Source organism: Streptomyces sp. NPDC031274, assembly GCF_055570235.1.
In genome coordinates, this window is sequence record NZ_JBVIHP010000037.1 from 39,886 (window position 1) to 53,118 (window position 13,233).

General features: G+C 68.9%; 13 protein-coding genes and 1 pseudogene. 6 read left to right on the forward strand and 8 right to left on the reverse strand.

Annotated elements, in window-relative coordinates; all coding sequences use genetic code 11:
• Nucleotides 1-51: 51 nt before the first annotated feature.
• The 6 genes and pseudogenes from ACZ5CR_RS39625 to ACZ5CR_RS39650 form a co-directional block, all read right to left on the reverse strand.
• Nucleotides 52-150, reverse strand: a pseudogene (locus ACZ5CR_RS39625) (oxidoreductase); the annotation flags it as partial.
• Between the two features lie 33 nt (nucleotides 151-183).
• Nucleotides 184-951 carry an SDR family oxidoreductase gene (locus tag ACZ5CR_RS39630; protein ID WP_468866989.1) on the reverse strand — a complete coding sequence of 256 codons (768 nt, stop codon included), beginning with the start codon at nucleotides 949-951 and terminating at the stop codon, nucleotides 184-186.
• Nucleotides 952-998: 47 nt separating this feature from the next.
• Complete coding sequence (locus ACZ5CR_RS39635) at nucleotides 999-2,255, reverse strand: MFS transporter (RefSeq protein ID WP_468866991.1); 1,257 nt, start codon at nucleotides 2,253-2,255, stop codon at nucleotides 999-1,001.
• Nucleotides 2,256-2,290: 35 nt separating this feature from the next.
• Nucleotides 2,291-2,818 carry a cyclophilin-like fold protein gene (locus tag ACZ5CR_RS39640; RefSeq protein WP_468866993.1) on the reverse strand — a complete coding sequence of 176 codons (528 nt, stop codon included), beginning with the start codon at nucleotides 2,816-2,818 and terminating at the stop codon, nucleotides 2,291-2,293.
• Nucleotides 2,819-2,835: 17 nt separating this feature from the next.
• Nucleotides 2,836-3,501 carry an SDR family oxidoreductase gene (locus ACZ5CR_RS39645; RefSeq protein WP_468866995.1) on the reverse strand — a complete coding sequence of 222 codons (666 nt, stop codon included), beginning with the start codon at nucleotides 3,499-3,501 and terminating at the stop codon, nucleotides 2,836-2,838.
• A gap of 41 nt (nucleotides 3,502-3,542) precedes the next feature.
• The gene (locus ACZ5CR_RS39650; RefSeq protein ID WP_468866997.1) at nucleotides 3,543-4,559 is read right to left on the reverse strand and encodes a zinc-dependent alcohol dehydrogenase family protein; all 1,017 of its coding nucleotides are present in this window, start codon (nucleotides 4,557-4,559) and stop codon (nucleotides 3,543-3,545) included.
• 259 nt (nucleotides 4,560-4,818) lie between these two features.
• Between ACZ5CR_RS39650 and ACZ5CR_RS39655 the strand changes: the two genes are divergently transcribed.
• Together ACZ5CR_RS39655 and ACZ5CR_RS39660 are read left to right on the forward strand one after the other, a co-directional pair.
• Nucleotides 4,819-5,709, forward strand: a complete 891-nt coding sequence (locus ACZ5CR_RS39655) for a helix-turn-helix transcriptional regulator (protein WP_468866999.1) — start codon at nucleotides 4,819-4,821, stop codon at nucleotides 5,707-5,709.
• 517 nt (nucleotides 5,710-6,226) lie between these two features.
• The gene (locus tag ACZ5CR_RS39660) at nucleotides 6,227-7,048 is read left to right on the forward strand and encodes an enoyl-CoA hydratase/isomerase family protein (protein ID WP_468867000.1); all 822 of its coding nucleotides are present in this window, start codon (nucleotides 6,227-6,229) and stop codon (nucleotides 7,046-7,048) included.
• Between the two features lie 266 nt (nucleotides 7,049-7,314).
• Here the strand turns inward: ACZ5CR_RS39660 and ACZ5CR_RS39665 are convergent, their stop codons facing one another.
• Nucleotides 7,315-7,710: a MerR family transcriptional regulator gene (locus ACZ5CR_RS39665; protein WP_468867002.1), complete on the reverse strand. Its 396-nt coding sequence runs from the start codon at nucleotides 7,708-7,710 to the stop codon at nucleotides 7,315-7,317.
• Between the two features lie 262 nt (nucleotides 7,711-7,972).
• On the opposite strand from ACZ5CR_RS39665, the gene ACZ5CR_RS39670 reads away from it, so the two are divergent.
• The 4 genes from ACZ5CR_RS39670 (at nucleotide 7,973) to ACZ5CR_RS39685 (ending at nucleotide 11,635) form a co-directional block, all read left to right on the forward strand.
• Nucleotides 7,973-8,863 carry an MBL fold metallo-hydrolase gene (locus ACZ5CR_RS39670; RefSeq protein WP_468867004.1) on the forward strand — a complete coding sequence of 297 codons (891 nt, stop codon included), beginning with the start codon at nucleotides 7,973-7,975 and terminating at the stop codon, nucleotides 8,861-8,863.
• A 69-nt stretch (nucleotides 8,864-8,932) separates the two neighbouring features.
• Nucleotides 8,933-9,385, forward strand: coding sequence for a MerR family transcriptional regulator (locus ACZ5CR_RS39675; RefSeq protein ID WP_468867006.1), 453 nt, complete (start codon nucleotides 8,933-8,935; stop codon nucleotides 9,383-9,385).
• Between the two features lie 123 nt (nucleotides 9,386-9,508).
• Entirely contained in the window at nucleotides 9,509-10,390 is an 882-nt protein-coding gene (locus tag ACZ5CR_RS39680; protein WP_468867008.1) for an aldo/keto reductase, read from the forward strand.
• Nucleotides 10,391-10,531: 141 nt separating this feature from the next.
• Entirely contained in the window at nucleotides 10,532-11,635 is a 1,104-nt protein-coding gene (locus ACZ5CR_RS39685) for a Gfo/Idh/MocA family protein (protein ID WP_468867009.1), read from the forward strand.
• A gap of 753 nt (nucleotides 11,636-12,388) precedes the next feature.
• Here ACZ5CR_RS39685 and ACZ5CR_RS39690 read toward each other — a convergent pair.
• Entirely contained in the window at nucleotides 12,389-13,117 is a 729-nt protein-coding gene (locus ACZ5CR_RS39690) for a TetR family transcriptional regulator (RefSeq protein WP_468867012.1), read from the reverse strand.
• Nucleotides 13,118-13,233: the final 116 nt, after the last annotated feature.

Consider the following 13,233-nt stretch of genomic DNA (forward strand, 5'->3'; position numbering starts at 1 on the left):
GGGCGGCGCTCTTGGCCAGACCGATCACGCCGACCGTCGCCCTGGCCTACAACCGGATTCAGCGAAGGCGCTGGCGGCGGCAAGACCCATGCCGGAGGAGGCTCCGGTGACGAAAGCGACCTGGCCGGTGAAGTCGTAGGTGGGGTTCATGGGAACGGCTCGTTGCGCGTGGCTCTGGGCAGGTCAGACGGTCTGGCCGCCGTCGACGACGAGCGCGGTGCCGGTGGTGAAGGCGGCGTCGTCGGAGCACAGCCACAGCACGGCGGAGGCGATTTCCTCGGGCTTGCCGAGGCGGCCGACGGGTTCGTCGGCGATGAGGCCGGCACGGCCGCCGGGGCGGGTGTCGCCGAAGCGGCGGATCATCTCGGTGTCGATGATGCCGGGGCAGACGGCGTTGACACGGATGCCGTCAGCGGCGTGGTCGAGGGCCGCGGAGCGGGTGAAGCCGATGACGCCGTGCTTGGCTGCGGCGTAGGCGGCCTGGCCCTTGAAGCCCTTGACGCCGGCGCCGGAGGAGACGTTGACGATGGCGCCGCCGCCGTCCTGCTGGAGCATCTGCCGGATCTGGGCCCGGGTGCACAGGAACGCTCCGGTGAGGCTGACGCCGAGGATGCGGTCCCAGTCCTGCTTGGCGGTGTCGGCGGTGGCCTGGACGGGCTGCTCGACGCCCGCGTTGTTGAACGCGGCGTCCAGGCGTCCGAATTGCTCGACGGTCCGGTCGACGGCGGCCTGGACGTCTTCTTCGCTGGTGACGTCGCAGGTGAGCGTGAGGGCTTTCCCGCCGTCGGCCTCGATGAGGCGGGCGGTGTCACGCAGGCCGTCGGCGGACCGGTCGACGAGGGCGACCTGCGCGCCGGCGCGGGCGAAGGCCAGGGCGGTGGTACGGCCGATACCGGAGGCGGCGCCGGTGACGAATGCGGCCTTGCCGGTGAAGTCGTAAGTGACGTTCATGTGAGTTCTCCTGCGATGCCGGGCCGTGGTGCGCGTCTGGGCGGATGTCAGTGGCGTGATGGTGCTGGTGTGGAGGCGTCTTCTCGCACGGGGTCCGGGGTGGCGCGCTGGGCGACGATCCGCGTGCGGTGGCGTGTGTTGCTGAGGGCGAGCGCGATGAGCGGGAGCAGGGTGAGTGTGGCGAAGACGGCGCCGACCAGGGCGGGTCCGGTCAGGCCGAGGGAGGAGTCCATGGCCATGCCGGCGATGGCCGAGCCGGCGGCGATGCCGGTGTTGTAGGCGGAGGTGGTCAGCGCCGAGGTGAGGGTGGGGGCGTCACCGGCGGCGCGGACGGCCATGGAGGTGACGACCGGGTTGACGGTGAACCCGGCCAGGGCCATGAGGAAGATCAGGGCGACGGCCGTGACCGGGCCGCTCGACAGCGGGATCAGCAGGAGCAGGGTCACGGCGGTGGCCGCGGCGGCGGTGATGGTCGTGGCCATCGGGCGCCGGTCTCCCAGTCGGCCGCCGATGGCGGTGCCGCCCAGAGCGCCGATACCGAAGGCGATCAGGACCAGCGGGACGGCACCGGCCGGGATGCCGGCGCGGTCGGTCAGCAGCGGGGTGATGTAGGTGTAGGCGGCCAGCACACCACCCATGATCAGTACGGCGGCGGCCAGAGCCAGCCACAGCCGGCCCTGCCGCAGCGCACGGACCTCGGCCCGTACCGATACCTGGGCACGTTGCTCCGTACGGGGGATGAACCTGCCGACGAACACGGCGGCCAGGGCGGAGAGGACGGCCAGGGCCCAGAAGGGGCCGCGCCAGCCGGTCACCTGGCCGGCGAGAGAGCCGATCGGCACGCCGATGACATTGGCCAGGGTCAGGCCGCCCATCATGACGCCGACCGCGCGGGTGGAGTTGCCGGGGCCCGCGGCGGCGGTGGCGATGACGAACCCGACGGCCCAGAACGCGCCGGTGGCCAGCGCGGTGACCACGCGTGCGACGAGGACGATGACGAAGGAGCCGCTGAGGGCCGCGACGACGTGTCCGAGGGCGAAGACCGCCAGGGCCAGAACCAAGGTCTTGCGCTGCGGCAGGCGCAGGGTGGCCAGGGCCATGGTCGGCCCGCCGACGATCATGCCGATGGCGAAAGCGGTGATCAGCAGGCCCGCTTGGGAGACGCTGACGCCGAGGTCACCGGCCATTTCCGGCAGCAGGCCGGCGATGACGAACTCGGTGGTGCCCATCAGGAACGTACCGGCGGCGAGCACCCAGACGACGAAGGGCAGCTTGCCGTGGGCGGTCCCGATCGGGGAAGACATACGTGTGCTTCTTTCCGTGAGTGTGGCTGGTCGGGTCAGGAGGGGGATTCGATGGTGATGCGGTCGGCCCCGGCCAGCCCGTCGGCGTCTATGTGGCCGAGGATGAGCAGGTCGCCCGAGGCGGAAGGACCGTCCTGGTGGAAGAGGGCCAGGTTGCCCCACGGCGCGTAATAGGCGATGTCGCCGACCTTGGCTGCGGCCGGTTCGGGGGCCCCGTCGGTGCTTAGCTTGCGCGGCAGGTCCGCGACCCGTTCCGTGCCGTGGAAGTCCTTGAGATCCAGGGCGAGCGGGAGCAGCTCGGCGAAGTCGCGTGCGGCAGGGCTGCCGTTCAAGGTGGCATCCACGGGGCGGCCGTCGAGGGTGACCCGGATGTCCATCGAAGTGCTCCTCTCGGAGATGGGCGGTGTGGTGGATGCCGCCGTCTCCTGTCCCGAGGACGTGGAGGCGGCAGACGTGGAGGGCGGGGTGGCTTCTTGTGATTCGTTGGAGCAGGCGGCCACGGCCAGCAGCAGGGCAGCTGCCGGAGCGACGCGGACCGGACCGCGACGGGCTTCGGGATTCATGAGGACCCAGCGGGTCCTCATTCGGGCAGGGGCTCGGCGTAGTGACGGAACCCGTCGCGCTCGGTGTGGAGGGCGTACAGGCGCTCAGCGAGGCCTTCGGGGCTGCTGTGCTCGGCATCCGGCCTGATGGCCCCGGGGGTGATCAGCTGGGCGGCGTGGATGCTCTCCGGGGCAAGAGTGTCGTGGAGCATGGCCGCGTAGGCGCTCTCGGCGGCGAATGCGATGGAGGTTCCGGCGACGTTCGGATTGGGCCGTACGGCGCTGCCCCCGTTGACGAAGAGCAGAGTGCCGCGTCCGAGTGCCCGCATGCCGGGCAGAACAGCGTTGACGCAGGTGAGAGGGCCCTTGACGGAGAAGGCCAATGGGGCGTCGAGGTCGTCGGCGCTCGTGTCGAGGACCGGCTTCATGAAGTCGGCACGCGGTACCGGGCTGTACTGGAGGATCTCGATCAGCCCGAGGTCTTCCGCGGCAGTCCGCAGGGCAGTGGTGAGGGCAGCGGGGTCGAGGACGTCGGCGGTGAAGCCGCTGGCCTGGATGCCGTCACGGTTCAGTTCGGCCGTCAGGTTCTCCAGGTGCTCGGCGTTGCGGGAGACGAGCGCAACGCTGTGTCCGGCGGCGCCGAAGCGGCGGGCGGTGGCAAGCCCCAGGCCGGGGCCTGCCCCGATGAGAGCGAACGTGGTCACGGTGAGTCCTTCACGAGGGTGGTGTCCTGCGGTGCGACGGGTCAGGGCTTGAGGAGGGTCTTGATGGCGCGGCGTTCGTCCATGGCCCTGTAGCCCTCGGCGACCTGGTCGAGGGGCAGGGTGAGGTCGAAGACCTTGCCCGGGTTGATCCGGCGGTTCAGGACGAGGTCGATGAGGTCGGGCAGGTAGCGGCGTACGGGGGCGGGGCCGCCGCGCAAGCCGACGTGGGAGAAGAACAGTTCTTGGCCGTCGATGGCTACGTCGTGGGGGACACCGACGAAGCCGACGTTGCCGCCGGGCCGTGTGGAGTGCAGGGCCTGCTGCATGGCCTGGGCGGTGCCGACGCACTCCAGGACACTGTCGGCGCCGATGCCGCCGGTCAGCTCCTTGACGCGGGCGACGCCTTCATCACCGCGCTCGGTGACGATGTCGGTGGCACCGAACTCCAGGGCGAGCTTCTGCCGGGACTCATGGCGGGACATGGCGATGATCCGCTCCGCGCCCATCTCCTTCGCGGCGATGACGCCGCACAGGCCGACCGCGCCGTCGCCGACGACAACGGCGGTGGAGCCGGGCTTGACCTCGGCGGCGTCGGCGGCCCACCAGCCGGTGCCCAGGACGTCGGAGACGGCGAGCAGACCAGGCCAGAACCCTTCGTCCGGGACCTCGTCGGTGGCGACCAGGGTTCCCTGCGCGTTGGGGATGCGGACGTAATCGGCCTGGCAGGTGCTCATGAACTCGCGGTGCAGGCAGTTGGACTGGAAACCGTTACGGCAGTTCGCGCAGGTGTTGTCCGAGGTGGCGAACGAGCCGACGACGAACTGGCCGGGCTTGACCGAGGTGACCGCGCTGCCGACCTCCTCGACGAAGCCGACGTACTCGTGGCCCATTGGGTGTGCCTCGGTGGTCGGCTCGGCGCCGCGGTAGGGCCACAGGTCGGAGCCGCACACGCAGGTGACGGCCGTGCGGATGATCGCGTCGGTCGGCTTGAGGATCTTCGGGTCGTCGAGGGTCTCGAAGCGGATGTCGCCGGGGGCGTGGATCACTGCGCCGCGCATGAGAGGGGTTCCTTTGCGAGCTGAGGCGTGCCGTAGGGGGTATACCGGCAGTCGCCGAGTGCAGGGACGGACCGGCCGCAGACGGCGAGCCGCCGCCCGGGGCCGGGCGTGTGCTGTCCGTCCGGACCGACCTTCATGGCTGGGCGGAAAGCACCACGTCATCCAGGTAACCCGCTTCTGGTGCGCGTAGCGAGTCACCAGTGAGGTGTGTACTGGCAGTACATCCCTCCGGCCGTGTGCAGGACGTACCGTCGAAGTCGTGGACAAACAAGCAGAGGCCCGCGAGTTCCTCACCTCGCGGCGAGCGAAGATCTCCCCTGAGCAGGCGGGTCTGCCCTCCGGCAGCCGTCGGCGCGTCCCCGGCCTGCGCAGGAGCGAGGTCGCCGCACTCGCCGACATGAGCGTGGAGTACTACGCCCGGCTGGAGCGCGGCAACCTCGGCGGAGTCTCCCCGGCCGTCCTCGAAGCGGTCGCCCGCGCCCTGCAGCTCGACGACGCCGAACGCGCCCACCTGGTCCATCTGGCGCAGGCCGCCGACGGCTCCGACGCCCTCACCCGCCCCCGCCGCCGCGCCACCCGGCAGTGGACGCCGCACCGCAGCCTGCAATGGACCCTGGACGCCATCACCGCCGGCCCGGCCTTCGTCCGCAACGGCCGCATGGACCTGCTCGCCGCCAACCAGCTCGCCCACGCCTTCTACGACGACGTCTACGCCACCCGTGGGAACCAGGCGAATCTCGCCCGCTTCAACTTCCTCGACCCCGCCTCCCGACGCTTTTACCCCGACTGGGACCAGGCGGCCGATGTCGCCGTCGCCATCCTGCGCACCGAGGCGGGCCGCAGCCCCCATGACAAGGGATTGCACGACCTCGTCGGGGAACTGTGCACGCGCAGCGACGAATTCCGCACCCGCTGGGGCGCCCACAACGTCCGCCATCACGGCACCGGCACCAAACGCTTCCACCACCACGCCGTCGGCGACCTCACTCTCGCCTACGAAGGACTGGAGATGGCCGCCGAACCCGGCCTCACCCTCACCATCTACGCTGCCGAACCCGGTTCCGCCTCCGAAGAGGGCCTGCGTCTACTCGCCTCCTGGGCCGCCACACACTCAGCCGAAAACCGCATCGACGATTCCAGCCGCACCTGACAGACGTGTTTGGCCCAGATACGGCTGCAACTGTGACAGCTGCGGCTCACAGAGACCGATCCGGTTAGGGCGACGAACCGCGGCCGGGCCGCGGAAGCTGCTCGGCCGCGGAGGCAGGCACCCGGGCCCCACAACGGGGCCCGGACACGCGAGAGAGCGGGCTTTATCCGCAGCGGGCCAGGGCCGAGGCCGCCGCCGAGTTGGGTATCGGCCCGGACGAACTTGCCGGCCCGCACAGGCGGTTCGAGGCCACCCCTGGGGCCCAGGCCCGGTCGCTGCCGTACCTACGACGGCCGACCTGATCGGCAAGAAGGAAGAGCGGGCCTGCAAAGCAGTGGCGTTGTGACCCCGCATTTGACATTGACACAGGTGTCAGTGTTTCACCATGAGGTCATGACGCGCGAAAGAGAGCGCGTCGAGTCGCTGTTCCTCCCATTCTTTCTGACGCCGTGTATGACAGTCGGTGACTGTGGCCAGGTGTCCGTCCGCAATGGCTCCCTGAAACGGAGTGCACATCATGACCGTCGCGAATCGTCTCAGTGTCATTCACGAATCGCCTTCCTATTGGCGCGTCGTCATCGATAACCCCCCGTTGAACCTTTTCGACCCGGAGATGTTCGCGGAACTGAACGTGCTGATGGGCAAGATCGAGGGTGATGCCGACCTTAAGGTCATCGTCTTCGAGAGCGCGGATGAGGACTTTTTCGTCAACCACCACGACCTTGCGAGCCATGGTGTGGTGCCGGATCAGCCGGGTGCTGCTTCGTTCGACCACTGGCCGAGCTTTGTGACCCGGCTCGCGCAGTCTTCCGTTCTCAGTGTGGCAAAGGTGCGCGGTCGTGCCCGCGCGCAGGGGTTCGAATTTGCACTTGCCTGCGACATTCGCTTCGCATCGAGGGAACGGGCGGTGTTCTCGCTGATGGAGGTCGCCGGTGCCACGGTGCCGGGCGGCGGTGGCGTCGAATGGCTCGCCGCCCTAGTGGGACGCTCGCGGGCCCTCGAAATCGTCCTGGGTGCGGACGATTTCGACGCGGACATCGCCGAACGGTACGGCTGGGTGAACCGGTCCCTTCCCGACAGTGAGCTCGACGCCTTCGTCGACGCATTCGCCCAGCGCGTGAGCCGTTTCGAGAAGCGTGCGCTGGAGGTCGGCAAGAAGCTGGTCAACGCCCGCGCCGGCGTCCCCTCGGAGGGGGATCTCTGGGTCTCCAACCATGTGCTCGCTGGAGTGGACGCCTGGCCCGAGGCAGGGGCGATGCTTACGAAGCTGAATGGCGCCGGATTCGGTACGAGCCGCGATTTCGAACTGAAACTTCCCGAGAACCTTGGCAAGCTCTGATCCGAATTACCGGAAACAGATTCTCCGTACAGAGTGTGCGGCGCGTCCAATGCGCGGCGGACTCAGCGGTGCCGAGCGCGCGGCGGACTCAGCGGTGCCGAGCGCGCGGCGGACTCAGCGGTGCCGAATCCGCTGATCTAGGACGAGGCTCCTGCCCGCAGGGGAGAGCCGCAGCCAAAAGCGTCATGCGCAGCGCGAGGAGAACCGCCACCCCATGCTGAAGCTCTGAATCTCACCGTCAATTCCGAGCGGAGCAGCACCATGCTCTACGAGGCGTCCACGACGGCTGTGGTCCGTCCCGACGACGCCTCGGCGACGGCTTGTATGTAGTTGTCGATGGCGTCCCGGTTGCGGGTGAGGCATTCGATGCGCTGGTTCATCTGGTCGCGCTGGTGCGCGAGGACGTCCAGCAGTTCGGGGTCGGCGTCCTCGACCACGATGGTCTGGGGCTTGCCCAGGCACGGGAGCATCTGCTTGATGATGCGGGTGGGGATACCGCTGTCGATCAGTCCACGGATCTGGAGGACCCGGTCCACCAGGTAGTCGTCGTACTCCCGGTATCCGTTGTCCAGGCGTCGGGGGGTGATCAGCCCTTGCTTCTCGTAGTAGCGCAAGGACCGTGCAGCGGTATGCGTGAGCTTCTCCAGCTCGCCGATACGCATGGCAACCCTCCTTCTCCCGGTCGAGCCCTCACCCGTTTGACCTTGACATTAATGTCAACCATAGACGATGGGGTGATGCCTGAAGGGCACTCCCGCCCGCCCGGCACGGTCCCTGACCGAGGAAGCGGCTCTCTGGGCGTCTCGTCCGGTCCAGGAGCGGCTACGCCTCCCGGCCCGGACGACATGGCCCCTGAGCGCTGCGCTCGCCGCTCCTGTGCGGGCGGAGAATCGCCCGCCTTCCCGCAGACAAGGATTACGCACCATGAACAGCAGCCCGTTGCACCAGACCGAGCGACTGCGCCGCCCTTCGGGCCTGCGGTCGCTGACGCTCGGCGATACGAAGGTGACCTACGTACCGGACGGAGCGGTGAAGTTCTCGCCCCGCGGATGGCTCCCGCAGAGCACCGACGAGGCATGGGCCAGGCATTCCGAGTACCTGGACGAGGAGGGCCAGCTCACCGGATCCATCGGCGCCCTGCTGGTGGAGCAGGGTGAGCGGGCCCTGCTGATCGACGCCGGATTCGGGCCGCAGTCGCTGGCGGCCGAGCCGGGCAGCCCCATCGGGGCCCTCCACGGCGGCGACCTGCTGGACAATCTGGCCCGCGCCGGTCGCCGCCCCGCGGACATCGAGGCGGTGGCTCTCACTCACCTGCACGGCGACCACGTCGGCTGGCTCGCACAGCCCCTCCACGGCAGCGATCTGCCTGCCTTCCCGCAGGCCGAGTACCTGCTTACGGAAGACGAGTGGGCCGCGCGTCACACCATGGAGGCGCACGGCGTGGGCAAGGACCTGATCGACGCGATGGCGCCCAAAGTCCGCACCGTCACGGATGGGCAGGAGATCTTCCCTGGCGTACGGGCCCGACTCGCACCCGGCCACACCCCCGGTCACGCGGCTTACGTCATCACCGCGGGCGAGCGGCGGATCATCGCCTTCGGCGACGCGATGCACTCACCGGTCCAGATCCACCACCCCGAGTGGTCCGCCGCCCCCGACCACGATTCCGCGCAGTCCGCCGACTTCCGCCGCCGACTCGTCACCGAACTCCAGGAACCCGGCACCATCGGCTTCGGCATCCACTTCGCGGACATGGTCTTCGGCCACGCCCGCCGCGACGGCAACGACCCCACCTGGCGCCCCGTCGACGCCTGACACGGCGGGCGGGCCCCAAGCCAGAAATCGCGATGGGCGCGATCCGGAGCCGGGAGGAGGAGGGTTGCCATGCGTATCGGTGAGCTGGAGAAGCTCACGCATACCGCTGCACGGTCCTTGCGCTACTACGAGAAGCAAGGGCTGATCACCCCCCGACGCCTGGACAACGGATACCGGGAGTACGACGACTACCTGGTGGACCGGGTCCTCCAGATCCGTGGACTGATCGACAGCGGTATCCCCACCCGCATCATCAAGCAGATGCTCCCGTGCCTGGGCAAGCCCCAGACCATCGTGGTCGAGGACGCCGACCCCGAACTGCTGGACGTCCTCGCGCACCAGCGCGACCAGATGAACCAGCGCATCGAATGCCTCACCCGCAACCGGGACGCCATCGACAACTACATACAAGCCGTCGCCGAGGCGGCTGCCGGACGAACGGTCGGCGCAGCCGCACAGACGCTCCCGAACCCGCCCCGGCGTTCCGAGCAGACCATGACCGGCAGGTCCTCTCCCATTTGACCTTGACACCGATGTCAACCATGAACAGTAGGGTTTTTGCGGACGGGATCCCGAGCCCCGCTGACGCGGCACCGCGCCCCGTCCGCCCCGTCCGCACGCCCGATCCGAAGGGACACACCCCGCATGACCGCTTCAGCCCCCGCCTCCCGCCACGCCGACGCTTCCGGCACCTTCAGCCTCGGCGGCGACCTCGAGATCAATCGCCTCGGCTACGGCACGATGCAGCTCACCGGCCCCGGTGTCTGGGGCGAGCCGAAGAACCGCGACGAAGCCGTCCGCGTCCTGCGGCGCGCCGTCGAGCTCGGTGTGAACTTCTTCGACACCGCCGACAGTTACGGACCTGATGTCGCCGAGCCTCTCCTGCGCGAGGCCCTGCGCCCTTACAGCGACGACATCGTCATCGCCACCAAGGCCGGCCTCACCCGCCAGGGCCCCGACCTCTGGACCCCCGTCGGCCGCCCCGCCTACCTGCGCCAGCAGGCCGAGATGAGCCTGCGCCGCCTCGGAGTGGAGCGCATCGACCTCTTCCAGCTCCACCGCATCGACCCCGACACTCCGCTGGAAGACCAGATCGGCGAGCTGAAGAAGCTCCAGGGCGAAGGAAAGATCCGCCACATCGGCCTCAGCGAGGTCACCGTCGCCCAGGCCGAAGCAGCCCGGCAGATCGCGCCGATCGTCTCCGTGCAGAACCTGTACAACCTCAGTGACCGCTCCTCGGAGGAACTGCTGGACTGGGCAGCCGAGCAGGGCATCGGCTTCATCCCCTGGTTCCCGCTGGCCACCGGCAAGCTCTCCGGCCAGGGAAGCCCCCTCTCCGAGCTGGCGAACCAGTACGACGCCACCCCCGCACAGCTCGCCCTGGCCTGGCTCCTCAAGCGTTCCCCCGTCCTGCTCCCCATCCCGGGAACGTCCAGCGTGGCGCACCTGGAGGACAACGTGGCCGGGGCGACGATCGAGCTGACCACCGAGGAGTTCGACGTGTTGGCCAAGACCGGCGCCGCGTAACGCCGCCTCTCCGCCCGCTCACGACTGTCTGGTACACCCCGGACGTGAGCCGGCCACCGGATCCGTCACCGAGGTGACGGATCCGGGTCCTCAGACGAAGCGGGGCTTGAAGCCAAGCCCGTACAGATGAAGGAGCAGAGCATGAGCGAGCAGGTAATCCGGGTCGGCCTCATCGGCGCGGGCGGCTGGGCCACATACGGCCACATCCCCGCCTTGCGGTCGCTGCCCGAGTTCGAGGTAGTGGCCGTGTCGGCGCGCCGGAAAGAATCCGCGGAGAAAGCGGCCGGGACGTTCGGCATCCCCCGCGCCTACGACGACCCCCACGCCCTGATCGCCGACCCCGACGTCGACCTGGTGGCGGTGGTGACGCCTTCACCGGAGCACGCGCCGCTCGTGAAGGCCGCCATCGAGGCCGGCAAGGACGTCTACAGCGAGTGGCCGCTCACCACCCGGACCTCGGACTCGGAAGAACTGCTGGCCCTGGCCGAGGCCAAGGGCGTGCGCCACCTCGTCGGCCTCCAGCGCCGCCTCGGCCCCGCCGCCCGCTACGCCCGGGACCTCCTCGCTCAGGGCTACGTCGGCAACGTGCGGGCCGCCCGCATGTCCGTCGGGGTGGACGCGTTCGGGCCGGTCATGCCGGGCAAGGTCGACTGGACCATCGACGTCGACAACTACACCCACGTGCTCTCCATCTACGGCGGGCACTTCCTCGACGTCCTGTTCCAGCTCGTCGGACCTCCCAAGGAGCTCACCGCGGTCATCGCCACCCAGTTCCCCGAGATCGCCATCGCGGAAACCGGCAGAACGATCCCCTCCGCCAAGCCCGACGAGGCGATGATCACCGGCACTCTGGGCAGCGGCGGCCTGTTCTCCGTCCAGCTGGAGGGTGGCCAGGCGTTTCCGACCGGCCTGCAGATCGACATCACCGGTACCGAAGGTGTCCTGCGCATCACCAACGACCGCGCCTTCGAAAACGCCGAAGACAACACCCTTCACGGCGTCAACGCCGAGAGCGCGCCCGGATCCGCTCCCACCGTGCTGCCCGTTCCCGAGAAGTACCGGTCCCTCCCGGACACCTCGCTCGACGAGAGCGTCCAGGACCTCGCCCACCTCTACGCCGCGTTCGCACGTGACAAGGCCAACGGCACTACCGATGCGACGACCTTCACTGACGCCGTCAACCAGCACCGCCTGATCGACCGTATCCAGCAGTCATCCGCGGCCTTCCCGACGCAGGCGAGCTGACAGTCTGTCCTTGCACTTCGCAGTGCGGCGTTGCCCGCGGCTGCTTCCGCCGAGACACTCACTTCCTGGCCGTCACGCACCACGCAGGAGGTCGCAGGCCCATTGACCATGACCACCGGCTCCGACGGTACGGTCAGCGGCAAGCTGCCCGTCAACTCTCGTACCGGCAGCGGCTTCTGGGGCAAGCAGGTAAAGGCGCCAGAGGGGTACGAGATCTACAAGCCCTCGAAGACGTTCAAGGCCAAGTCGGGCGATCCGATGGTCGGGCGATCCGATGACGGTGACCACCATCAACGCCAAGACCGCCACGACCCCGCCGCCTACGGAGAAGCCGACCGACAAGCTCGCCGACGGGGCCCAGCGATAAGCCGAGCGATCGGCCGACCCCGGACAAGCCCGGCAAGTACGAGGACGTCTCGGTGCTGTCCGCCTCGGGTGCACCGACCGCCGACGAGACCGCTTCGAGCACATCGGCGCCGGCCTCCTGATCGCCGCTGGCGGAGGTGCCCTCATCGCAGCCCGAGGCGTTACCCGCCCGGCTGCCCTAGACGTCACGATCCCGTACTCGAACATCCCGGGAACACCCGCTGTCTCAGAAGGCCCTCAACAACGGATTAGCTGTGTCAGAACCGGTGATCTGTGACGTCCCGTAGCGGACGGAGAGGCAGGTGGCCCATCGACGGACGTGGCTATATGCGCAGGCCACGGCCGGCGTAACCGACTGCGCCCACCTCCCTCGGAGCAGTCGCCGGTTCAGCCTGCCAGCTGCTGCAGCCATTCGCGCAGCAGAGTCGTCTCCGCGGCGCTCAGGGGCACCCCGGCGCCCGCAGTCGGGGGACCGGTGGTGAGCGCGGTTTGAAGTGCGGCATCGAGGGCGAGTGCGCGTGAGGCCAGGTCCGACCCGGAGGGGGCGGGCGAGTCCGCGGTGATCGAAGCGATGACGGTGTCCCGCAGCCGTGCCGAAGTGGTCAGGTCCCGCTCCGAGGACTCTTCGCCGATCAGCGCCAGCGTGGCGCCCGTTGTCGCCGCGTGGATGACGCGGGTCGCCTGCTCCACCGGAACCCGTAGGCGCCCGGCGTCGGCCGCCCGGCTCAGCAGTCGTACCAGCAGGGCGTGCGCCTCGTCCGCGGCCGGGGGGCGCCGTCCGGGCTGCACGGTGCCGTACATGAGCATGTAGAACGCGGGGTGCTGCACGCCGAAGTCGACGTGCAGGTCCCAGCCGCGGTAGAGGTCGGCCACCGGGTCGTCGGGGGTCAGAGCCAGCGCCTCCCGCTTCTCGGCCAGGTACATCTCGAATCCGTAGGCCGCCAGCTCGGCCAGGAGTCCGTCCTTGTCGTCGAACATCCGGTAGAGCGCGGGGGCCGTGACGCCCGCGGCTGCGGCGACAGCGCGCGTGGAGACCGCTTCGCTGCCGCCCTCCTCCAAGAGCTTGGCGGCCACCTGCAGCACCTGGCGCCGCACGGCGCGTCGTCCCTCGTTCATGGAACAACGATATCTCATTTTGCGTATCGCCGCCTTATCGGTGCTACGGTTTAAAGCGGAACGGCGATCCACGCTGCTGGTGGCCTGTGCCGGTGTGCGAGTCCCGGGCATGCACG

Bases quoted from the DNA above. Each gene is read 5' to 3' on its own strand.
- ACZ5CR_RS39630 (WP_468866989.1), bottom strand. From the start codon at position 951: ATGAACGTCACTTACGACTTCACCGGCAAGGCCGCATTCGTCACCGGC.
- ACZ5CR_RS39635 (WP_468866991.1), bottom strand. From the start codon at position 2,255: ATGTCTTCCCCGATCGGGACCGCCCACGGCAAGCTGCCCTTCGTCGTC.
- ACZ5CR_RS39640 (WP_468866993.1), bottom strand. From the start codon at position 2,818: ATGAATCCCGAAGCCCGTCGCGGTCCGGTCCGCGTCGCTCCGGCAGCT.
- ACZ5CR_RS39650 (WP_468866997.1), bottom strand. From the start codon at position 4,559: ATGCGCGGCGCAGTGATCCACGCCCCCGGCGACATCCGCTTCGAGACC.
- ACZ5CR_RS39660 (WP_468867000.1), top strand. From the start codon at position 6,227: ATGACCGTCGCGAATCGTCTCAGTGTCATTCACGAATCGCCTTCCTAT.
- ACZ5CR_RS39665 (WP_468867002.1), bottom strand. From the start codon at position 7,710: ATGCGTATCGGCGAGCTGGAGAAGCTCACGCATACCGCTGCACGGTCC.
- ACZ5CR_RS39670 (WP_468867004.1), top strand. From the start codon at position 7,973: ATGAACAGCAGCCCGTTGCACCAGACCGAGCGACTGCGCCGCCCTTCG.
- ACZ5CR_RS39675 (WP_468867006.1), top strand. From the start codon at position 8,933: ATGCGTATCGGTGAGCTGGAGAAGCTCACGCATACCGCTGCACGGTCC.
- ACZ5CR_RS39680 (WP_468867008.1), top strand. From the start codon at position 9,509: ATGACCGCTTCAGCCCCCGCCTCCCGCCACGCCGACGCTTCCGGCACC.
- ACZ5CR_RS39685 (WP_468867009.1), top strand. From the start codon at position 10,532: ATGAGCGAGCAGGTAATCCGGGTCGGCCTCATCGGCGCGGGCGGCTGG.
- ACZ5CR_RS39690 (WP_468867012.1), bottom strand. From the start codon at position 13,117: ATGAACGAGGGACGACGCGCCGTGCGGCGCCAGGTGCTGCAGGTGGCC.